Raw genomic sequence first — 21,740 nt, forward strand, 5'->3', positions numbered from 1 at the left:
CGAACCTAAGCAGTCAGTGTCGAAACATCAATGGTTGCGTTCGACAAGCAGCCGTTATAGAAGTCTGTCCAAGCACTGGTGGACTGTGAGTACTCTTCTACATACTGCTGATAAGCCGTGTAGTAGGCTGTAAGCGCCTGATTATAGGTGGCAGAATCAGCACTAAACTGCTCGCTGCCCAAGGCGCTATAGAAGGGGCCGTCGGTGCGTGCCCATGTGTTTGCATCGGCATCCCATTCATCACCAAGCAAGCCTACGATATATGCTCCGTAGGTGGCGTTGGGAGTATCTTCCTGTCCCTCTTCAGGCTCTTCCGGTGCAGTAGGAGCAGTAATGCTCGTCTCAGTGACTACAGAATCGTATAGCTTACGGGTACCTGCAGCCTCAGTAAGAACTTCTTTGACTGAAGCCTCATCCATGCCATATTGCTCGGCAATTTGTGCGTAATCGCTGGTTCCCAAATACTCTTCGGCATACGCCTGGACGTCTGCATCGCTCACCGTAATGCCAGCTTTTTCAACCTCTGCCTGCAAAACCTTATTGCGAGCAGCAGAAATAGCACCCTCAGCAGAAGGCATATTATATGTGCCATCATCGTTTTTCATAGCATCAAGCGTAGAGGTTGCCTCAATAGCCTCCTGAGCAGTGATGTCATATGTCTTACCCTCATAGCTCATCGTGGCAACAACGGTATTGAGCTCATTTTCTGAAAGAGTTGTGCGTCCCTGAGCAGAGATGCCTCCCAACAGAAAATGACCAACAAGTACGCCAACAAGTATGCAGGCAACAGCAATGGCAGCGATGCTCCACTTTGGCAGTGATATTTCTTGAGTAAGGGGTTTATCGGCAGTTGTTGAAGCCTTTTGCTGCTGAGCACGCTGTTCACGGTGGCGCACGGAGCGCTTGGCTTTGCGCTGCTCAACAGTCATATGTTCGGTTTCTACTTCGTCGGCATTGTCAGCCTCAGATACCTCCTCTGAGGCATCCTCAGAATCTGAGGCTTCGGCCTCGTCTTCTTCGACGTGGGCGGTATCGGCTTCACCCTCATTTTCAGCAGCCTCTTCGTCAGATCCAGTCGCATCAACGTCTTGATGCTCTTTTACTTCCTCATCAAGGCTCTCATCATGCTCTGATTCTGTATGCTCAAGCTCTTCAGGCTCGAGATTATGCTTCTCAGTATCTTCAGCCATAGGTTAGCTAACCTTCCGTCGAATCCATCTCAGTCGGCACAGACACCGACTGATTCAGAGTACCATCCACAGGACTCTACCCAGCTTGTCCATAGAAGAGACATGGTTCTTTCAGCAAACTTAAAATTTACTTCACAGAATTTTTAGCCTTGATGGCTTCGATAATGTCGTTCGACCTTGTTTGAATGTATCCACGACTCGACTTTGCATCAAACGAAACTCGATCCGCCACCGCCTTGCTCACCGAGTCAGAGATATTGCCACTTGCAAACTCATAAAGGCTCTGGAGCATATCACGGTACTCGGGATCGCCGTGATAGCACTGAATAGCCTCATCGAGCAACGGCCATACCTCTTCAGAACGCTCGGGCGAACGAGCGCCAAGCTTGGCTAAAAATCTGAATGCTGCAAGACGAACCGTTGATGAATCCTCATCAAAGAGTGACGCCTCAGCCTCTTCAGCTGCAGGGGCAACCTTGCCAGGCGCCACTTCAACAAGTTCCGTTAACGTGTCGAGCACTTCCCAACGAGTCTGTGCCTCTGGACGATACAGCGCATCCACAAGCTCTGTTGCATACGGTTCAACCACCGAATGGTCTTCACGGGCAATGATGGCAAGCTCGTGAGCTGCCTCCTGCCTCGCACGCCTACGAGGGCCAGAAAGAGCCTCTACGAGTGCTTCTACCTTTACTTTGCTTAAGCCACCAGCCATGTGCCAACCTTTCCTTCTAGCCTATTCGCAGAACCCGTCCACAACAAACGTTCCGCTCTTTTGGTCGCGATGAATTTTGATAAAACCATAGGAACTTGCTTCATTGAGAAGTGCCGTAAAGTTGCGGTATCCATAAGAGCGCTCAGAGAACTGTGGGCGCTTACGACGCATCATATTTTTAAGAAGCGAAGCCTGTACATACGATCCGCTCTCTCCAAGCACCGTTTCGATTGTCTCGAAGAGGAGCTGATAGCATTCGTGCTTTTCGCGCGGCACCTTTGTCGAATAATCAGGAATTCCACCAGGAGTAACGATATCTTCGTAGAAGATAAACTCGTCGCAATTCTCTGCAAGAAGGGTGCTGGTAGATTCGCGCATACCCACACCAATTACCATCTTGCCGAATTCCTTGAGCTTAGAAACGAGCGGCGAAAAATCGGAGTCTCCCGACAAAATGGCAAAGGTGTCAATGTGCTCTTTGGTGAAACACATCTCCATAGCATCCACTGCAAGGCGAATATCAGCAGAATTCTTGCCCGTATAGGCGCGATCGGGAATTTCGATAAGTTCAACCCCCAGCTCATGCAGAGGGGTAAGCGCACTGTCAAAACGCTGCCAATCGCAGTAGGCCCGCTTAGATACAATGCGTCCCTTATCCACCAGGCGCTCAAGAATACGTTTCACATCGGGTGCTGGACCAGGCTCTTGATGACCATTACGCTTGCGCCTGCCCGTACCAAGAGCAAGGTTTTCATAGTCGATAAGAACCGCCATGGAGCCTTGCGTAGCTTCACTCATGAGCGAGCCTCATCATGGTGATGGCAGCAGCCGTCCTCACCGTGGCCGTGGCCATGTCCATGACAGCAACCACCCTCGCCATGGCCGTGATCATGACCATGCCCATGGCAGCATCCCTCACCATGCTCATGATCGTGATGATGACAGCACTCGTGCTCTTCTTCCTCATCTTCATCAAGCGCATGCCAATCGAGTCCTGCTGCAACAGCATCGCCCTCTTCGGCATACAGAAGAGCAATAGCCTGAGTACCGAGACGCGAGCCGCCAATCTCGCAGAGAAGATCATAAAGCGTGTAGGCAGTATCCGTGCCAGGAAGTGTTATCTCAAGGTCCTCTGCCTGCGTCAATGCAAGGGTAAGGTCCTTGCGCATATGCTCATTTAAAAAGCCTGGGCGCCAATCCTTTGCAACTGCCTTGGGTGCAAGGTCGGTAATGGCACGAGAAGAGCCCATGCCCGAGCCAACCATCTCAAGCATACGATCAACATCAATGCCGCCCTGCTCAGCCAGAGCAACTGCATCAGCCATGCCCACCATGCAGGAAGCGAGTGAAACCTGGTTGCAGAGCTTGGCCGTCTGACCAGCACCGGGCGCATCAAAATAGAAGATACGCGAAGAGAACGTCGATAAGAGCTCAGCTACAGGAGCAGCATCTTTTTCGGTAATGCCGCAGATAAGCGTCAGGGTACCTGCCTGAGCACCGGCCTCGCCACCTGTAACAGGACAGTCGAAGGCATGCTTATCGAGCACCTCAGCTGCATCATGAATATCGCGAGCGAGTGACGGAGATGACGTTGTGAGATCGATGAGCCATGCGCCACGCGGAGCAGCTTCAATGATGCCGCCGCCAGCAAGATATACATCCTCAACATCGGATGGATAGCCCAGCATGGTAAAGATAACATCGGCCTCAGCGGCTGCCTCAGCGGGCGTTTCTGCATAAGTAGCACCACGATCTACCAGAGGCTGTGCCTTCTCCTTGGTGCGGTTATGCACTACAAGCTCATAGCCTGCATCAAGAATATGACCAGCAATGGGTGCTCCCATAATGCCTGTTCCAATAAAGGCAACCTTTTGGATCTTTGCCATAAAGAAAATTCCTTTCCAAAAATACGTAGATAATTATTTCTCTTTTCCAGAACCGCGAACTTTACGTGCAATTCTGTCGGTGATTGACATCTTCTCACGTCGATCTTTTGCCCAAAAACCAAAGCCAACCATACCTGGGCCTGTATGGCTCCCAATAACAGGAGAAATTGAACTGCGGATAACAACGAGGTCTTCGCAACCCGGCTCTTTTCTCGCGGCAGCCTCAAGCCAATCGCCATCTTTTTCAGCATCGGCAGTGACAATTGCTACGGGAAGCGATGTGTCATGTGAATAGTTCTCACGGAACTCAGCAAGTATTGCTTTGAGTGCCTTGCGACGACCGCGACAAACACCGCGCAGTGTAAGTGAGCCGTTCAGATCATAAGAGAGCTCCGGCTTTACATCGAGCTTGCCGCCAATCTGAGCCGCTGCTGGCGGAATGCGCCCACCCGCCGCAAGTGCATCGAAGTTATCAAGCGTGAAGTATCCCTGAATAAAATAGCGGGCATCCTTTGCCCATTCGTAGAGCTCTGCTGCAGACAACCCATTGTTCAGTTGACGAACTGCCTCGATAGCAAAAAGTTCAGCAGTTGCCGAAGGCAAAAGATTATCCATAACATAGAGCTCAAAATCGGGATGCTCCGAGCGCACCATTTCAGCCGCTTGTTCAGCACATGAGATGGAAGACGAAAGGCCAGCTGTCAGGCCAAAATAAATTGCCGGAATCCCACGCTCATAAGCTTTTGAGAAAACTTCGTAATAACGGCCAGGACTCACTGCAGAAGTGCTCACCTGCGCACCTTTGCGCATTTTCTCGTAAAACTCATGAGGTGTTTGACTCTGCCAAAGATCGTCAAGGTATTCTTTCCCATCCACCACATAGGGGAAATGAATCACCTCAATACCGAGGCGCTCAGCTACCGAGGGAGCAAAATCGGCACATGAATCAAAAATGAGCGTGCAGGTTTTATTTGCGAGCATCTCGCACGTATGCGACTGCTCTTCCTGGGACGGGGCGTCACTTGCACCTAGACCACAGGCGGGGGCCGCCGAAGCAGCCCCCGTCACGGATGCATCCGTGGATTCTATCTTTTTTGCCTTACTCATCGGGTTCCTCAATCTTGGGCTTAATAATGCCGTATCCACCATTCTTACGGCGATAGACAACATTCGTAAGTCCTGTTGTAGCATTCATGAAGACATAGAAGTCATGCCCGATAAGATCAATCTGAACAAGCGCTTCTTCCTCTGTCATAGGCGTGAGATCGATGTACTTCTCACGAACAAGCTCATCGTCTTCATCCTCAGAAGGCTCGATCAGGCTAGCCAAATCTGCAGAAGATGCTTCTTCAACACGCTGAGCAGAACGACGCTGGCGACGATCGACCACCCGTGTCTTGAACTTGCGGAGCTGACGCGTAACCTTATCTGCTGCTTCATCAATAAGCGCATACATATCGGTGCCGGAAGTAACCACACGCACTACGCGATCGCGGATAAAAACGGTTACCTCAACCGACTTGCGTTCGGAATTGGAAGGGTTTTTGTCCACACGTAAAACGACGTCACACGTCATAGGCTGGATATCAAAGACCTTAAGTGCATCGCCGATCTTCTCATCCACACGATCCTTCAGGGCGTCGCTCACGGTAACCTTGCGACCAGAGACCTTAATATCAACCATAGATGCCCCCTTACGCTTACCTGAAGATGCTTCCCTTGGAAAGGGATGCTTAAATCTTATGAGACTGATACCCAATCTTTCGCCTGCAAGTATGGATGAATCCGTAGGATGCACGACTCTTCGGGGCGATGCTCATAACGCCGTCCGAACGGTCCGAGTACCGCTACTCAAGCGTAGCGGCGTTAGAGCCAGCCGTCGAACCATCCATTGGCGTGGAATCGTTCTCGAAGGTCTCACCAGAATCTGTTGACATATCACCTTCACCAGTTGTGCTTTCGTTGATGCTGGCATGGTTGTTTTCACTTATAACCACACCAGAGACAACGGTATCGGATGTGAGATCAGGCAGCGTGCCTACCCACCGAACACGTGCAAGGCTGGTAATACCACTTTCTGACATGGTTTGCATAGCGCTGGACACAGCTTGTGCCAGCTCGGTATTGCTCTGTAAAACAGCAACACCACGGGTGACCGGCACGTCCAAATTGCCTGCAAAGGTTATGTCCCCATAGGAAACAGCCAGATATGCCCCTGAGTAAGCATCGCACAGTACGTAGTCGAGTGTTCCCGCCTCAAGAGCGTTAAATGCCTCGTTAAGATTGGAATAGGTACGTGCGGTTACGGAAAGGTTGGAGTTCTCCAAAACGCCCTGCGAAACAGAGCCCTCTTGGACACCAACTGTTTTACCGTTCACGTCATCAAGGGTTACGGTTCCGGCTTCACCACGATGGAAAAGTGCCACGGAACTCTGAGAAGAGGAGCCTACAACCGTAGCGTCGGCAATATCGCCATCTTCAGCTTCAAATATCACATCGCAGGTAGTGCCCAAGGCAGTTTCAGGATCGTCAATCGACACAAAGCGAACCTGCAAGCCAAGTTGCTGTGCCAGCGCGCTGGCAAGATCAACATCCATGCCAGAGAGCGTAGAATCATCACCCAAAATAAAGTATGGAGCATTAACAGTGCTAGTATCCACACCTACTGTGAGCGTTCCCTCTTGCACAAGCGCATCGCCAGAAACGACAGGCGTTAGACTCTCAGCAGCCTCGCGTGAAGCCTCTTCAACACCGGGAGAAGAAGCAAACGGGCCACAGCCTGTTAAGGCAAGCACACAAGCAACCGAGGTTGCCAATACAACAAGGGTCTGTCGAACGCGTCTAAAACAACCCATAAAGAGACGTCCCATCCCATAAGGGGTACCCTTTGGTGCCCCGCCTTAAATCTACCTATCTTTCTACCAGCTGACCTGGTCTTTGACCCCACACTCGCGCACTGGAACTTTCGCTTGCGACACCGCAATGCCACGCACTACTAACTCTCTCGTCCGCGAGGCCCCATGCCTCTTAAGTCGTACGGACGGTGCGTCTTACTTCTAGGACGAGCCATGATCGCTCGGGCGCGCACGTCCGAACTTACGTGGATCCCTTTGGCCTCGTCTGCCATGGACTTGGACAGCACGTTTACCATCCGCAACCACAGACCTGGTGAAAGACGTGGTTATTATACCAGCATTGTTCCGTATCCTCATATCCTCCGAACTACCACACCCGAGCAAAACCACAGCCTGTTACTGAGGCAGCTCCAGCTGCAAGCAGTGCGTGGGCACACGCATGCATACTCGCTCCTGTTGTAACCACATCATCAACCAGAAGAAGGTTCATGCCTAACACATTTCCTACCACTGAAACGGCATGTTTGAGGTTTTGAGCTCGATCTTCTGCTCCCAAATGGCGTTGATCTTTCCCCTTTGACCGCAGCAAAACATCTGCCAGGGGCACCTCCAGCATATGGGATAGCAATGTCGCCACAAGCTCCATATGGTCAAAGCCTCGACGCGCATAGGCACGCTCAGTAGCAGGAACAAAACAGATGGCATCCGGCGAAGGTAAACAGGTGTGTGCGGCTGCACGAGCAGGAGCAGGAAGTGCTGCGACTATACAAGCTTCATCCCATGCAGTTGCCATTGCACTTGCAAGCACCGCAGCGAGACGTTGTTCTCCTTCATCTTTAAATGCATGTATTACCGAACGGGTAAGACCTTCATATGAGGTAGCACACACGATGCCTTTTAACTCATCCCACGAACTATCACACGCGGTACATACAAGCGCTCCATGCGGTGCTCCACAGACAGGACAAGCGCTGAGTTGAGAAATCCATGGCAGCTGTGCTCGGCAGTGTGCACATAACACTTCTCCCGGCAGCTCACATCCCGCACACAGCGTTGGCCAAAGCACTTCTTTTATCTGAGATGTAAAACCCATACGACCCCTCCACGCCTGAGCGCAGAGGGGTCGTCTGTCAGTATATCAAGAAACTAGCCTTGCCATCCTTTGGGCGGTGGTGGTGCATCCGGAGAACGCCTTGCATACCAAGCGGCAGACCCCGGTTCTGCTTCTTGTGTTGAGACTAAGTCAGAGGTATTCGGCACCGATTGAGGCACAACTTGTGAATCGAATTGTGTCGTCTGAGACGAGCCGTTCTGTACAACATCAACCTGGGAAACACCGCCCGTTGAAACTGCTCCATAAGTCTCATGCACTCCAGCCTCTGGCATTTGCTCAGAGGCAAGCCAACCACAGGTAGGAGCCGATTTTGCTATGCGCATTATTGCGGTTATCACCGTAGGGATTTGTATAACGATCATTACCACATAAAAGGCAACAAGCGCCCAACCAGTAGAACTTGTATCCACATATGAAATTTCAAATGGATCTTCAAAAACACCGCTTGAGCCCATAAGAGCAAAGTCCCAAAAAGCATGGGCAAAAACTCCTGGCCAAATATTGCCCGTAGAAACCGCTAAGCCACAGAAGAAAATACCAAGCATGCCGGATTGAAGAAACTTGAGCACAAGCTGAGACAAAACCATAGGCGAAAGCGCTTCGCTAAACGAGACATGGGCAATACCAAATATTGCACTGGCGATAAAAACAGCCCCGAAGACACCTGCTTTGTTTTTGCCCATACGAGGAAGCAAGCAGCCGAGCAGCACGCCACGGAAGATACCTTCCTCATAAATGCCAACCATAATGCAGAGAAAGAACACCTTTATCAGCACTATTGGCCAGTCTGCAGTGGGGGCTACATCTGATGCTAAATTCCCCACAAGGGTATAGACCACCAGCAGAAGCGCAAGGATAACAAAGTACAGCGATCCTTTGAGACCATTGAGAAACTCTGCAACACGACACTTAAATGGCTTTGAGCCTCCCAAGAGAAACAGCACTATAACGGTATAGACCACAAGGAAGAACTCCACCAGGAGAGTAAGCCAGTCTAAGCCAAGCGCATCTGTAGATCCCAGCGCCAACACCGAGACGAGCGCGATAACAAAAGCAACGGGGAATTGCACAAGATAACTACCGATAAAAGCAAGAAATCCCAACGGCAAGCAATGTTTACGATAGGGTTTGATGTGAGGTTTTTCTGGGCTTGAGGGCAAAACCTGCTCTACGGTTTCTGAGTCCATGGGCACCTCCTAGCTACGCCCGATACCAAAAAATGAACAGGCGTTTTTCCACACTGACGTATATGTATCCTGTTTTGTTTCACCTAAACGTTCAGAGCGCACCTGGGCAATGCACGCAGTATTACATGCAACCATGGCTGGCTCGCACGTTTGTCCTCGAAGAGGCACCGGCGCCATATAGGGACTATCCGTCTCACTCAGCAGCAACTCCTGAGGACAAGCTGCCACAGCATCACGAATCTCATCGGAAGAAGCAAACGTAGCAGCCCCACCAAATGCCATATGACAACCCAGCTGAGAAAATGTATTCACGATTGAGGGGTTCTCGGTAAAGCAATGCAAATCGCATCCAGCCTGCGGCATACCCTGCGCTTCAAGTACCTCAGCAACGAGAGCGTGAGCAGCGCGTTTATCATCTTCTTTTGCATTGCGCACATGCAGCTCTACCGGGAGATTGTGCTCACAGGCAATATGCAGCTGCTGCTCAAAAGCCTTGCGCTGTACGTCAGCATCCAAACTGTTATACGGCCCAAAGTCGATGCCAATCTCTCCCACCCCAACGCAGCGCGGGCTCTTGAGTAAAACCTCAAGCTCGCGCAGGGCATTCCTATCGAGATCGGCGGCGCCATACGGGTGAGCACCCGCCACAATATAGATGGAATCGAGAAGATTGGGCACGTCAGGCCAGCCAGCAAAAACAGGAGGTTCAAGTCCTCTCTGAGCACACGCATCTAACAGGTTAGCCGCTGTATCAATCACACCATCAAGCCACGAAAGCACCTCTTGAGCTGTTGCCCAGCGACCGCGCGACAAATCATCCACCGGATCTATAGGCACAACAAGCAGACGAACGCCCGTGAGTGCCGCGCGACAAATGGCACACGCTGCATCCATACCGTGAGAAGAAGTGAGATGCCCATGCGTATCTGCCAGAGGCGCAAGCGCAACTGGCACAGGAACAATCTCACCTTTCTTGTTATGAAAGAGAGCATTGTCTGGTGCAACAGGCATATCCAGAGTGGGTGTAAATTCATATGAAGCCTTGCTGCGCGACACTTAAGACACTCCCCCACAGTCTTTCAGTACCTGCGTAAGCTCAACAAACTCCTCAGGAGAGCATGTCTCGGCTCGACGTCGAGGATCAAACGCAAGCTTTGAAAAAGCCTCGTCTAGAGCCTCGGCAGCAAACCCCGATGACATCATTGAGTTACGAATGGTCTTGCGACGCTGCGCAAACGCCGCATCTATTACACGTGCACAAGCTTGCAGCTCCTCAGGCGTAAGAGAAGGCGCCAGTGGCGCACGCTCTATACGCACCACCGCAGATTCCACGTGAGGAGGAGGCATAAAATTATGTGCTCCCACCGCAAAACGCCCTGTTACCTTGCCATATAGTGCCAGCTTGGCCGTATAGGCACCGTAGGTTTTTGTGCCAGGACGTGCACAGATACGATCGGCAACTTCAGACTGAACCATCACCACACAGCGCTTAAGCGATGGAATGGTTTGCATATACGCCAAGATAAGGGTTGCTGCCACGTTATACGGCAAATTGGAAACAAACGCCTCAGGTGCATCGGCCAAAGCCGTCACATCTATGCGCAGAGCATCGCCCATAATGTAGGTAAACGATGGGTGTGCCGCAGCAATTGAGGACAGAACAGGCTCCAGCGTTTGATCCATCTCTATAGAGGTAACCCTGCCTGCATCGGCAAGAAGGGCCAAGGTGAGTGTACCTATCCCAGGCCCCACTTCTATAACGTGCTCATCATGAGAAAGCGCAGCAAGATCCATGATCTTCTCGATAACCGCATTGGAGATCAAGAAGTTTTGACCCAAACGATGCTTGGTGGCAAGTCCATATGCCTCAAGGGTTGCGCGTGTGGCACTAGGGTTTGCCAGAGGAGAACCTGTCATATCGTTAGCGCTTCTCAGTTGCCAAGCGCGGGAACAGAGCCTCGCCTTTTGTTACCGCAACACCCGATGCGAGACCACCCCACACACATTGGGCAGCAAGATCTTCTGTATCCACTTCCTGCTCCAGTGACATGCGACGCAAAACCTCAGCAGAGGTGGTCGGCATAAAGGGAGCAAGCAGGTGTGCAGAAATACGAATCGACTCAAGCAGACTTGAGATAATTTCTACAAGTTCGCCAGCACGCTCGGGATCTTTTGCCACCGCCCAAGGTGCAGAATCCTCAATGTAGTGGTTAGCGGCATGGATAAGTTCCATTACCACATCTTTAGCGCCTGCATAGTCAAAGGCCTCCATGCGCTCGGCGTAGCGAGCATACATACCCTCAGCAACGCGCTTGAGCACGCCGTCCTTCTCTGCCCAATCCTCTGGCAAAACCGGCGTCTTGCCATCAAAGTATTTAGCGCTCATATTGAGAGAGCGACTGACGAGATTGCCCCAGCTGTTGGCCAGATCGGCATTGTAAACCTGCTCCATGCGCTCAAAAGAAATTGCTGAGTCTTCGCCATGCGTAACGTCGATCATGAAGTAATAGCGATAGCCTTCAACACCCAGAAGATCGATAACATCCTGGGGCGCAATGGCATTGCCACGCGATTTGCTCATCTTCTCAGCCTTGCCCGTCTCAGCATTACGCACGGTAAGGAAGCCGTGGACAAACACGCTCTCGGGAAGAGCTTCTTGAATGGCCATAAGCATGGCAGGCCAGATAACACAGTGGAAGCGGATGATGTCTTTACCCACCACATGGCACTGTGCAGGCCAACGATAAGCAAACTCTTTACGAGAAGCTTCGTCATCACAGCTATAGCCCACCGCAGTCATATAGTTGAGCAGGGCATCAAACCACACGTAGGTGACGTGTCCATCATCAAAAGGAACTGGAATACCCCAGTCAAACGTTGTACGGCTGACCGACAAATCCTGCAGGCCACCCGAAACAAAGCTACGCACCTCGTTCATACGGAAAGTGGGCTGCACAAACTCAGGATGCTCTTCATAGAGCTTGAGCAAACGATCTTGGAAGGCAGAGAGCTTAAAGAACCAGGATTCTTCCTGCACACGCTCAAGCGGACGACCACAGTCGGGGCAGAGATGCTCACCCTTGGTGCCACGCTCTTCATCTGCCTTCTCTACCTGTGTCTCGGTAAAGTAGGTCTCCTCAGGAACACAATACCAACCATCATAGGAGCCCTTGTAGAGGTAACCAGACTCACGCATACGCTCCCAAAGATACTGAACGGCATGATGCTGACGTGCCTCTGTAGTGCGAATAAAGTCATCATTCGAAATCTCGAGGGTATCCCATAGATTGGTGAAAAGCGGTGCCTGGGAGTCACACCATTCCTGCGGAGTCATGTCATGGGTGGCTGCTGCCTCCGCGACCTTCTCGCCATGCTCATCCATGCCCGTGAGGAACTTCACATCGTAGCCAGCGGCACGGCGGAAACGTGCCTGCACATCAGCGAGAATAGTGCAGTACGCTGTGCCGAGATGAGGCGCAGCATTGACATAGTAAATGGGCGTAGTAATGAAATACGACGGCTTATCTGCCATAGGAAGCTCCTCTGAGGTACGAATCTTGCTCTGCGACGCACAAACACAGTCGCAGGGGCCATTGTACCGCAGCAAGGGCCTCTTTTATGACCCAGACAAACTAGCCTGCCGAAACGGAAACAATTCGATCGTAAACTTCCCCGCGTGGCATAGAAAAAGTCTTAGCCAGCCGCTTAGCAAGTGCTGTTTTAGACTCCCCTGCTGCAAGGCCTTGAGCTATCGCTTCCTCCAGTGTTGGAGCAACCTGACCTTGTTCTGCTAAAAACGCTCGTACACGGTTTTTGCTCTCATCCTCTGTGGGAGCAGCGATAACAATAACGCACTCACCGCGCACCTCTCCACGCGCTGCAATGGTCTGTGCCAACGAAGGAGCTACATCACGCACCACTTCCTCATGCAGCTTTGTGAGTTCGCGTACAAGCGCAACACGGCGTTCGGGCATAACAGCCGCAATATTCGAAAGCGTTGCTGCTACACGTCGAGGCGATTCATATATCACCAATGCGCCTGGAATAAATGCGAGCTCAGTAAGGCGTTGGCATTGCTCTTTTTCTCGCCGCGGCAAGAAACCTTCGAAGTAAAAATGTTCCATAGCGAGTCCAGAGGCAACAAGTGCGCAGGTAACTGCACTTGGCCCAGGAATCACCTCGACACGAAGCCCTGCGTCGAGCGCCGCATCTACCAAGCGCTGTCCCGGATCGGAAACACCTGGCATACCAGCATCCGAGACGAATGAGATATGCTCGCCTCTTTCAAGCCGCTCAAGAACTTCGTTTACACGAGAAGCAATAACGTTTTCATCACAGCGAACGAGCGTTGTATGAATCTCAAGGTGTGCTAAGAGGCGCCCGGTAACACGCGTATCCTCGCAGAGAATAACGTCAGATGCTGCGAGCGTCTCTGCCACGCGAGTAGAAATGTCCGAAAGATTACCTATAGGCGTACCCACCATTGAAAGTAATCCCTGACTCTGCACAGACGTACACCCCTTCGTTTGATAGGTCTCGCGCTCACGTAAAGTATTCATAGCGCTGTTTTCTCGAACGGTGAAACAGTGTTAGTCAAGCATGTCCCGCTCAAAGCTGGCAAGCGCAAGACGTGCGTCCCAATCGGAGAGGTGTCCTGCTGTTTTCCAAGTTTGGAAGAACCAAGCTGGACAATCCTCCATAAGACGCAGCTGCTCGGCTACGTAGACTCGTTCAAGCGCCAGGCTACCTTCTGCTGTAATAGTCTTATCAAAGATGGGCAGTGCAGCCGACCACTCTCCTACCATCACTGGCAAACCACTCTTACGAGCCTCGTCTAGCTCACGCTTGCTTTCCTCTAACAAGAGACGAACGCCACCCGGACCCGTTGCAGCGGTTTGTTCGGCAAAGCGATAGAGATGCGTATCGAGCCACACATTTTCATAGCGCTGGTGCGCCATAAACCGTCGCCAAGAATGGGCAGAATCGGCATCAGAAAAGACAATAACCGGCCGTGTTCCTGCGGCACTGCGGATGGCTTCATAGGCATCACGATAGAAATTGCGCAGGTGTGGGAGCGGCAAGCCCGGCTCAATTGAAAGACCACGACGGCGCTGAATGACTACTTCATCTAAAGGTTCGATACCAAAAAATGGACTTCTGTCGGCATAACGACGTGCTAGACCTGCAACAACTTGCAACAGAGCCTCTCGACGCGCCGGCGTAAAATCAACCTGCATCCGAAGACCATCGCTCGTGATGGTTGCACCCGGCGCAAGTGCTATATCGAGCAAGATGCTCATCTCAGCTGCCTCGGCCCAATCAAATGCGCGGTCGACATAATCTAAGCAGCCACGATGTGTGCCAGGAAGCGGTCCGCGTTCACCGAATACAAACCAAGGTACCGCAAGTCTTACAGCGTTATAACCACGCTCTGACATGTGAAGAAAATCATCTTCAGTGATAAACGTATCGAGGTGATGGAGGATAACTTCCTCATACCGCTTGCGTCCGAGCTTATCTGCGAGAGATATAAGATCAAGCGAGCCAGTAGCGGCAAATAATTCCGGAGTAACCCATGGTTCTGGCAAAAGCCACCCGGCAAGATTGACGCCATGAAGGGTTGATCCATCGGTGGCTTGCCTCGTCATGAGTACTCCTTATTTCAAACAGTTCTTACTATCTCTACGTTCGAAAGTACTTCGACTCTATGCCTGTCTTACCATCAAACCCATTAAAGAAAAGGTGGCGACCAAAGCAATTGCGTTCCGAGATACATGATAATACCGTCGCCCACGATACAAGCCGCACTTAAACCAAACGAAATCCGCTCATCCCGAGCGGCGCGAATCATATCGAGAATTTCAAGAACTATCAGCGCAACACAGAGGACCCTACAAGTCCCTTTAAGAATCATTGGGACCACAAGCCCCATCCTTCCAATACTATGAACCAATAAACAACATAAGCTCTATTCGGGTAATAATACTGCATTGAGAAGAACTTTAATCGATTCTCAAGAGACTCTATGAGGGGTTTAGAGAAAGGATTGCTATGTCCTCCACATGTAAATCCGTAAAAATTATCTGTCTCATCCTGTTGTTGCTGAGCATCATCGCTGTTGGTTTTGGCATTTATTTCGCTGTAAACTCATCAGCCACGCCTGACGGCACCATCCCACTCTCTGGACAAACTTTTGGCATCATTCTTGTCATTGCGGGCATCCTCACATTTGCAGCAGGTGTTTCGGGGGCTCGCGGTGCCAATAATCCAACACGCCTGGGCCGTTTTGTTGGTTTTGGTTCTGTTGTTGCCATACTCAATTTGGTGGGAGCCGTACTCGCTGTTATGTCCGAACAACTCATTTGGCTGAATGTCATTCTCTGTCTGTTAGTTGGAGCTGGTGTTATCCTCGCTTCGCGCGCTCGAAATGAAGCGAAAGATCGCATTTAACCGCCACATACATCACTGAGATATACCGAAGGGCCGTCTAAGGTCTTGCATTGAATACTTTAGTAGGATAAAGTGCCACGTGCAGAGACATACGTTGTCCGAATCCTTATGTCTCGCCCTATGCCAATCACGTCCAGCGAAAGGACATACTATGCAGACAAGGCGCTCTTTCCTTCTTTCTTTTGCTGCCGCAAGCGGCACCGCCGCTCTTGCACTTGCTGGCTGCAATCAACAGCAGGCAAGTTCTGATGGCGGCACCGATCCAGAGACACTCTCTGAGTTCGTCGTTGGTCTCGACCAGGCCTACCCTCCTTACGGTTTCATTGGTGACGATGGCCAGATTACCGGCTTCGATATTGAGCTTGCTCAAGAAGTCTGCAACCGCAATGGTTGGGAAATGAAAGCCGAGCCGATCGACTGGGATGCTAAAGATACTCTGCTTAACTCCGGTACCATTACCTGCATTTGGAACGGCTTTACACAGGAAGGCCGCGAGGACGATTACACCTTCTCAGAGCCCTACATGCTCAATGGCCAAGTGATTGTAGTAAAGGCAGATTCAGGCATTACGTCCTTTGATGACCTTGCTGGCAAAACAGTAGTTACTCAAACCGATTCTGCCGCTGAGGATGTCCTTGAAGGCGACCAGGCGGAATTGGCTGCCACGTTCGCCTCACTCGATACAATTGGCGATTACAACACAGCCTTCATGCAGCTTGAGAGCGGTGCAGTTAACGCTGTTGCCTGCGACCTCTCTATTGCCGAGTATCAAATGGCTGCTAACCCCGATGCCTATGTACAGCTTCCCGACATGCTTTCTGAGGAGCACTACGCCGTAGGCTTCAAAAAGGGCGATCAGGCATTGGCTGACACCGTCACCAATACGCTCCGCGAGATGAACTCCGACGGTTTTGTTGAGGAGCTTTGCCAGAAGTACGCCGAGTATGGCATCTCCTACGATAACTGGGTTCTTAAGTAAGACATAAAACGTAGTATCGTGCGACCCCCGGACCATTTGTTGCGGGGGTCGTTTGCATGAGGGGGCCGGATGGATTTCTCCACAATGGTGGGAATGCTCTTCGAAGGCTTTGGAACCACCTTACAAATCTTTCTTTTTACGCTCATTGGCGCAATTCCGCTGGGAATTCCCATTGCCCTTGCCCGTATGAGCCGCTTTAAGCCTTTGTCGCTGTTGGCTCGGGCATACATCTCTATCCTGCGTGGTACGCCGCTGATGTTGCAAATGTTTGCCATCTACTTTGCGCCGTATTACGTATTTGGCATCCAGCTCACACCCGACTCGAAATGGTATGCCACAATCGCAGCTTTTATCATTAACTACGCTGCCTATTTTGCTGAGATCTATCGCTCTGGCATTCAGTCCATCCCACGCGGTCAATATGAAGCGGCTGAAGTTTTGGGGTATTCTCGCGCACAAACCTTTGTGCGTATCGTGCTTCCACAGGTCATAAAGCGTATTCTTCCCTCTATGGGCAACGAGATTATTACCCTCGTAAAAGACACTTCACTGGCATTTGCCATTGGCGTTGCCGAAATGTTCTCAACCGCTCGCGCACTTGTTGCCAGCCAAGTGAACATGCTGCCCTTTGCCATTTCAGCTGTGTTTTACTGGGTCTTTAACTTTATTGTCGAACTGCTCATTGGCTTTGCCGAAAAGCGCCTCGACTACTATCACGACTAAGTGAGGAAGAGCACATGAGCAACTCAACAGAAAACGCCACACTTCCCGTTTTTTCCATGCAACATGTTGAAAAATCATTCGGGGATAACCACGTCTTACGCGACATTTCACTCGAAGTTACCCCTGGCGAGGTCGTTGCTATTATCGGCCCATCTGGCGGTGGAAAGTCAACGTTGTTGCGATGCGCAACAACGCTCGAGAAAATTGACGCGGGCTCTCTGCGCTATGGCGACCTCACCGTGGCAGAAACAAACGACGCAGGCCAGGTACAGTATGCTCACGGAGAGCAACTGCGCAAAGCAAAGTCACGCTTCGGCTTGGTATTTCAGAGCTACAACCTGTTTCCTCATATGAGTGTTTTACGCAACATCATGGACGCTCCTCTTGTGGTTCAGCATCGTCCACGCGCTGAAGTGGAAGAGACGGCACATGCTCTCATTAAGAAAATGGGCCTTGTGGGAAATGAGAATAAGGTACCTTGTCAGCTTTCGGGCGGTCAGCAACAACGCGCAAGCATTGCCCGCGCTCTTGCTATGGGTCCGGATATTCTCTTCTTTGACGAACCGACAAGTGCTCTAGACCCCGAGCTTACCGGCGAAGTGCTGAAGGTTCTTAAGCAGCTTGCCGCCGAGCAAACAACCATGATTATCGTGACCCACGAGATGGCGTTTGCACATGATGTGGCCACTCGCGTTGTCTTTGTTGATGAGGGCACTATTGTGGAGCAGGGAACGCCCCAAGAAGTTATGGATAGGCCTCTGCAGGTACGCACGAAAGAGTTTCTCTCCCGCTATAGCGGCTAGTATGCGTCACGTTGCAATAGCAAAAAGCCTCCCATTTCTGGACATGGTGCGTCCGAAAATGGGAGGCTTTCTCATGTCGATCGATCTATGATTCGATCAACCTGCGTTTGAACGAGAGACTACATCTCCACTTCAACGCCGATACCTTGCGCCTGAGCTGCAGCAACAATCCGTGCAGCCGTCACCAGATCCTCGGCCGCAACGCCGACTGTTTTAAATACGGTGATCTCAGATGCTGAGGTGCGCCCCTTGGTATACCCTAACGAAATCTCGCCTATCTCACACAAGTCATCTGGAGCTAATAAGCCCTGCTCCAGCGCATCGATTATCTCACCGTCTTCGGACAGCACCGCGTCGCGCGAATCCAATGCACAGACCGCTGCATCGGCGAATAAGGCTCCCGGCAATTCATGCATTTCAGGCGTGTACGAACCCACACCATTAACATGCACACCAGGTTTAAGCCAATCAACTTCCAAAACAGGGTCTACAGCAGTCGTAACCGCCGTAATAACGTCGGCATTCTCAACACAAGCCTTCACCGAATCGCATGCAACAAGCGTTGCTCCATAGGTCTCACCGAGAGACTCTTGTAAAGCATCAACTAATGCCGCTGCCGCTCCAGGACGAGCGTCGGCCACGCGTACCTCTTCTAAATCTCTTGCGGCGAGCAGCGCTTCTAGCTGACAAGCTGCTTGTCCACCAGCGCCGATAAGTGCTCCAATGCGGGCATCTTCACGGGCAAGCAGTTTTGTTGCAATGCCCGATGCAGCAGCCGTACGCAGCTGTGTGAGATAGGTGCCGTTTAGGAGTGCCGAGGCCACACCAGTTGTTGGGTCTAACAACAACATGGTCGCTGGAATGGTAGGCAGTCCGCGCGCACGGTTGCTTTCAAAAAAGCCCAGCACCTTCACACCGAGTGCAGCATCAGTATCTGTTTTGCCATCCTCTGCTGTCCCTTTCTGAGCGGGTACATATCCTGGCATTGAAATGAGCTGCCCTGACACATCTGACAACTCTGCCACCGTACGCAAAGGAACCACTGCCACTTGTTTGCTCACAGCCCGGAATGCTTCATCGGCTGCATCAATTGCATCTGCCATAGAAAAACACGCCCGCATATCGCGCTCTGAAAGAATTAACATCTGTTTCTCCTTTCTTTAGGTAGTGTCATCTTAAAAGGGTCTTTCTGGTCACCGACCCTTAGCAAAGGTTTTGCAACCGAGCCGCCCCGCACTTGCAACACAATTGGAACGAACAGGCACGTTTCACACCGTTTCGCGTGCGCTTCATACACAAATTTCCTTGCTACAATCACTCCTATGGCTAACACATCTCATACAACCACCCATCAGTCGTCTGTCCACTATAAGAAGCGTGTGGCTCTCGTGCTCTCTTGGTTGCTTGTCGTAGGTATTGCAGCGATGATCTTTTTTATGAGTTCGCGCAACGCCAACGAGCTTAACCACGAGACTGGGGTTGTATCTGCCATTAAAACTTGGCTTATGCAACAAGCCAGCATGTTTTTTGGTCATCCGGTTGATGTCTCGCCCATCGGACATTTCACCGAGTTCTGTCTCTTGGGAGCAGCTCTTATCAATGCACTGCGGTGGCATATGCCTTTCCAACAAAGTGTTGGAGCTGCAATCATCTTGGGAAGCCTTTATGGCATAACCGATGAAATACATCAGCTTTTTGTTCCTGGCCGTTCTTGTGACCCCGCCGACTGGCTTGTCGATACAATAGCGACAATAGTGGGTGCGCTCATTATTTCTCTCTTTGTGAGACAAAGACTTGAGAGAAAAGGAAAGACTCATGGCTAACGATTATCTTGTCATCATCGATATGCAAAACGACTTTGTTGATGGATCACTTGGAACACCTGAGGCATGCGCCATTGCGCCGGCTGTTATCGAAAAAGCGCGCATCTTCGATGGCACTGTCGTATTTACGCTGGATACGCATGGAAGCAATTATGCCTCTACACAGGAAGGTCAGCACCTGCCTGTTACCCACTGCATTAAGGGAACCGCCGGTTGGCACCTTATCCCCGAGCTCGAAGAAGTGCGTCAGGCACGCAATGCCCGTGTGTTTGAAAAGCCCACGTTTGGCTCAACGGAACTCGCGCAATGGCTGGTTGAGCGCAATCAAGAAGACCCTATCACTTCTCTTGAATTTATCGGCGTTTGTACTGATATTTGCGTAGTGAGCAATGCGCTTATGGTTAAAGCTTTCCTGCCGGAAGTTCCGGTCCGTGTGGACGCTTCATGCTGTGCGGGTGTTACACCGCAGGCACATGATGCAGCCCTTGCCACTATGAGCAGCTGCCAAGTAGAGATAATAAACGGCTGAAGCGGTTTTCTTCGGAAAGACTAGTTTTTCTTGTCCTCGTCCGTGTTGGCATGATGGGCTTCGAAGCGCTTATAAACAATACCGCCGATAATCGCCAAAAGCGCAGCGATAACAATGGCGATAATTGCCACGCGCACATTGCCATCGCCCACCGCAGATGCCGCAATGGTGGATGTCATAATTGAAGGCAGCCTGCCAAACGTTGCAAGAGCGATCATAACGGGGAAGCTGATACGGGTCAGTCCTGCGAAATAGGTTAGCCAGTCTTTGGGCGTTCCCGGAATCAAAAAGATGATAAGCATGAGCCCTTCGAGCTTACGAGAATTCCTAAGCCACGAATAACGCTCCAGTTGGGAACGGTCGAAGAACAACCCGACAATAGACCAGCCCCACCGCTTTACTGCCAAAAAGACAATGCTTGATGCAATAGCCGTAGCAATCATGCACAGCAGGGTGCCTTCCCAAAAACCAAAGGCATAGCCAAAGGCAAGTTCAACAGGTTCGCCCGGTAAAAAGGCGAGAAAAATCTGGAGCGCATTAATACCCATGAGTGCCAGGCGACTTAAAACTGGATGCTCATCAACAAGTGCTCTTACAGCACCAGGATCGGAAACCCAGGCAATAAGACCTGGAACATATTTCCAGCAGAAAAGAGCAATGACTACCGCTAAGGCAATAGCCACACCAATGACAATATGCCGACGACGATGAAGTTCCGCGTCAGAAATGGTATCCATATCGTTGTCTGCCATGCCAACTCCTTATGACGCCCCTAGGGCAGCCTTTTGCTTGGAACAAAACTACAGGACAAATAAGAGCACCGCAAGAAACTGGCATACGCTTCCAGCCAACACCCACAGATGCCAAACGCTATGCATATAGCGCACATGCTTTAAGAGATAAAAGACGGTTCCCACCGTATAGCAAAGTCCTCCAGCAACCAGAAGTGCTAAACAACCTGGTTGTAAGGTTGTTAAAAGCTGTGGAAGACGAAAAACAACGAGCCACCCCATGACCAAATAAATAGTGATGGTTACCCAGCGAGGTTGTCGCTCGCGCAGAAACACCTCAACTCCAATGCCAATAAGGGCAAAGAGCCAAACGGCAATCATGAGAGGAACGCCACCTTGATTGAGCAAGGGCCCCAGCGTGAATGGAGTGTAGCTGCCTGCAATAAGAAGAAAGATGCAGCTATGGTCCAGCGTTCGTAAAACACGCTTGGCGGGGGGATACATAATTGCGTGGTAAAGCGTACTCATGGTGTATTCAAGCACGAGCGTCATGCCAAAAATAACAGCGGCAACAATATGTTCTGGCGGCCCACCGTCGATAACAGCTTTTACGATCAACAGCACTAAGCCAGCAACAGAAAGCACCGCTCCAAACCCATGTGATACGGCATTGGCTATTTCCTCACCAACGGTGTAGTCAGGAAGGCTGGTTCCATGGCTTTGCTCTTCTTTTATCTGGGGCTGAGTCTGCATGTCAC

23 protein-coding genes are annotated in these 21,740 nt (G+C 51.0%); 6 read left to right on the forward strand and 17 right to left on the reverse strand.

Going from position 1 to position 21,740, the window contains the following annotated elements; genetic code table 11:
- Positions 1–5: 5 nt before the first annotated feature.
- The 14 genes from ACQY6Y_RS01215 to ACQY6Y_RS01280 all read right to left on the reverse strand — a co-directional run bounded on the left by ACQY6Y_RS01215 (position 6) and on the right by ACQY6Y_RS01280 (position 14,592).
- A complete protein-coding gene (locus ACQY6Y_RS01215) occupies positions 6–1,190 on the reverse strand; it encodes a hypothetical protein (protein WP_428378483.1) in 1,185 nt (394 codons plus the stop codon).
- Between the two features lie 127 nt (positions 1,191–1,317).
- The gene (locus ACQY6Y_RS01220; RefSeq protein WP_428378484.1) at positions 1,318–1,902 is read right to left on the reverse strand and encodes a hypothetical protein; all 585 of its coding nucleotides are present in this window, start codon (positions 1,900–1,902) and stop codon (positions 1,318–1,320) included.
- A gap of 21 nt (positions 1,903–1,923) precedes the next feature.
- A complete protein-coding gene (locus ACQY6Y_RS01225) occupies positions 1,924–2,700 on the reverse strand; it encodes an NYN domain-containing protein (protein WP_428378485.1) in 777 nt (258 codons plus the stop codon).
- On the reverse strand, positions 2,697–3,788 hold the full coding sequence (locus ACQY6Y_RS01230) for an NAD(P)-dependent oxidoreductase (RefSeq protein WP_428378486.1): 1,092 nt from the start codon (positions 3,786–3,788) through the stop codon (positions 2,697–2,699). The genes ACQY6Y_RS01225 and ACQY6Y_RS01230 overlap by 4 nt, the downstream gene beginning before the upstream one ends.
- A 33-nt stretch (positions 3,789–3,821) precedes the next feature.
- Complete coding sequence (locus tag ACQY6Y_RS01235; protein ID WP_428379933.1) at positions 3,822–4,769, reverse strand: DegV family protein; 948 nt, start codon at positions 4,767–4,769, stop codon at positions 3,822–3,824.
- 118 nt (positions 4,770–4,887) lie between these two features.
- Positions 4,888–5,472, reverse strand: a complete 585-nt coding sequence (gene hpf, locus ACQY6Y_RS01240; protein ID WP_428378487.1) for a ribosome hibernation-promoting factor, HPF/YfiA family — start codon at positions 5,470–5,472, stop codon at positions 4,888–4,890.
- Between the two features lie 163 nt (positions 5,473–5,635).
- Complete coding sequence (locus tag ACQY6Y_RS01245; RefSeq protein WP_428378488.1) at positions 5,636–6,643, reverse strand: substrate-binding periplasmic protein; 1,008 nt, start codon at positions 6,641–6,643, stop codon at positions 5,636–5,638.
- 367 nt (positions 6,644–7,010) lie between these two features.
- Entirely contained in the window at positions 7,011–7,736 is a 726-nt protein-coding gene (locus ACQY6Y_RS01250) for a ComF family protein (RefSeq protein WP_428378489.1), read from the reverse strand.
- Between the two features lie 53 nt (positions 7,737–7,789).
- Positions 7,790–8,944: a CPBP family intramembrane glutamic endopeptidase gene (locus ACQY6Y_RS01255; RefSeq protein ID WP_428378490.1), complete on the reverse strand. Its 1,155-nt coding sequence runs from the start codon at positions 8,942–8,944 to the stop codon at positions 7,790–7,792.
- 9 nt (positions 8,945–8,953) lie between these two features.
- Complete coding sequence (locus tag ACQY6Y_RS01260; RefSeq protein WP_428378491.1) at positions 8,954–10,000, reverse strand: TatD family hydrolase; 1,047 nt, start codon at positions 9,998–10,000, stop codon at positions 8,954–8,956.
- Positions 10,001–10,861 (reverse strand): 16S rRNA (adenine(1518)-N(6)/adenine(1519)-N(6))-dimethyltransferase RsmA, encoded by an 861-nt coding sequence (gene rsmA, locus ACQY6Y_RS01265; protein ID WP_428378492.1) that lies wholly within the window; start codon positions 10,859–10,861, stop codon positions 10,001–10,003.
- A 4-nt stretch (positions 10,862–10,865) separates the two neighbouring features.
- Positions 10,866–12,476, reverse strand: coding sequence for a methionine--tRNA ligase (gene metG / locus ACQY6Y_RS01270; protein ID WP_428378493.1), 1,611 nt, complete (start codon positions 12,474–12,476; stop codon positions 10,866–10,868).
- A 100-nt stretch (positions 12,477–12,576) separates the two neighbouring features.
- The gene (gene rsmI, locus ACQY6Y_RS01275) at positions 12,577–13,452 is read right to left on the reverse strand and encodes a 16S rRNA (cytidine(1402)-2'-O)-methyltransferase (protein WP_428378494.1); all 876 of its coding nucleotides are present in this window, start codon (positions 13,450–13,452) and stop codon (positions 12,577–12,579) included.
- A gap of 81 nt (positions 13,453–13,533) precedes the next feature.
- On the reverse strand, positions 13,534–14,592 hold the full coding sequence (locus ACQY6Y_RS01280; protein ID WP_428378495.1) for a glycoside hydrolase family 5 protein: 1,059 nt from the start codon (positions 14,590–14,592) through the stop codon (positions 13,534–13,536).
- Positions 14,593–14,995: 403 nt separating this feature from the next.
- Between ACQY6Y_RS01280 and ACQY6Y_RS01285 the strand changes: the two genes are divergently transcribed.
- The 4 genes from ACQY6Y_RS01285 to ACQY6Y_RS01300 all read left to right on the forward strand — a co-directional run bounded on the left by ACQY6Y_RS01285 (position 14,996) and on the right by ACQY6Y_RS01300 (position 17,899).
- Positions 14,996–15,394, forward strand: coding sequence for a hypothetical protein (locus ACQY6Y_RS01285; protein WP_428378496.1), 399 nt, complete (start codon positions 14,996–14,998; stop codon positions 15,392–15,394).
- A gap of 151 nt (positions 15,395–15,545) precedes the next feature.
- Positions 15,546–16,373 (forward strand): amino acid ABC transporter substrate-binding protein, encoded by an 828-nt coding sequence (locus ACQY6Y_RS01290; protein WP_428378497.1) that lies wholly within the window; start codon positions 15,546–15,548, stop codon positions 16,371–16,373.
- Positions 16,374–16,442: 69 nt separating this feature from the next.
- Positions 16,443–17,096 carry an amino acid ABC transporter permease gene (locus ACQY6Y_RS01295; RefSeq protein ID WP_428378498.1) on the forward strand — a complete coding sequence of 218 codons (654 nt, stop codon included), beginning with the start codon at positions 16,443–16,445 and terminating at the stop codon, positions 17,094–17,096.
- Positions 17,097–17,110: 14 nt separating this feature from the next.
- Entirely contained in the window at positions 17,111–17,899 is a 789-nt protein-coding gene (locus tag ACQY6Y_RS01300; protein ID WP_428378499.1) for an amino acid ABC transporter ATP-binding protein, read from the forward strand.
- 119 nt (positions 17,900–18,018) lie between these two features.
- On the opposite strand, the gene ACQY6Y_RS01305 is transcribed toward ACQY6Y_RS01300, so the two are convergent.
- Positions 18,019–19,044 (reverse strand): hypothetical protein, encoded by a 1,026-nt coding sequence (locus ACQY6Y_RS01305; RefSeq protein ID WP_428378500.1) that lies wholly within the window; start codon positions 19,042–19,044, stop codon positions 18,019–18,021.
- 177 nt (positions 19,045–19,221) lie between these two features.
- On the opposite strand from ACQY6Y_RS01305, the gene ACQY6Y_RS01310 reads away from it, so the two are divergent.
- Entirely contained in the window at positions 19,222–19,722 is a 501-nt protein-coding gene (locus tag ACQY6Y_RS01310) for a VanZ family protein (protein ID WP_428378501.1), read from the forward strand.
- Complete coding sequence (locus tag ACQY6Y_RS01315; protein WP_428378503.1) at positions 19,715–20,251, forward strand: cysteine hydrolase family protein; 537 nt, start codon at positions 19,715–19,717, stop codon at positions 20,249–20,251. Before ACQY6Y_RS01310 ends, ACQY6Y_RS01315 begins: the two co-directional genes overlap by 8 nt.
- Before the next feature lie 20 nt (positions 20,252–20,271).
- Here ACQY6Y_RS01315 and ACQY6Y_RS01320 read toward each other — a convergent pair whose 3' ends face one another.
- Both ACQY6Y_RS01320 and trhA read right to left on the reverse strand, forming a co-directional pair.
- Positions 20,272–21,003: a TVP38/TMEM64 family protein gene (locus tag ACQY6Y_RS01320; protein WP_428378504.1), complete on the reverse strand. Its 732-nt coding sequence runs from the start codon at positions 21,001–21,003 to the stop codon at positions 20,272–20,274.
- 48 nt (positions 21,004–21,051) lie between these two features.
- Positions 21,052–21,735, reverse strand: coding sequence for a PAQR family membrane homeostasis protein TrhA (gene trhA, locus ACQY6Y_RS01325; RefSeq protein WP_428378505.1), 684 nt, complete (start codon positions 21,733–21,735; stop codon positions 21,052–21,054).
- Positions 21,736–21,740 lie beyond the last annotated feature (5 nt).

It is taken from the genome of Olsenella sp. Marseille-QA0557 (assembly GCF_965119725.1).
GTDB classification, from domain to species: Bacteria; Actinomycetota; Coriobacteriia; order Coriobacteriales; family Atopobiaceae; genus Coprovicinus; species Coprovicinus avistercoris.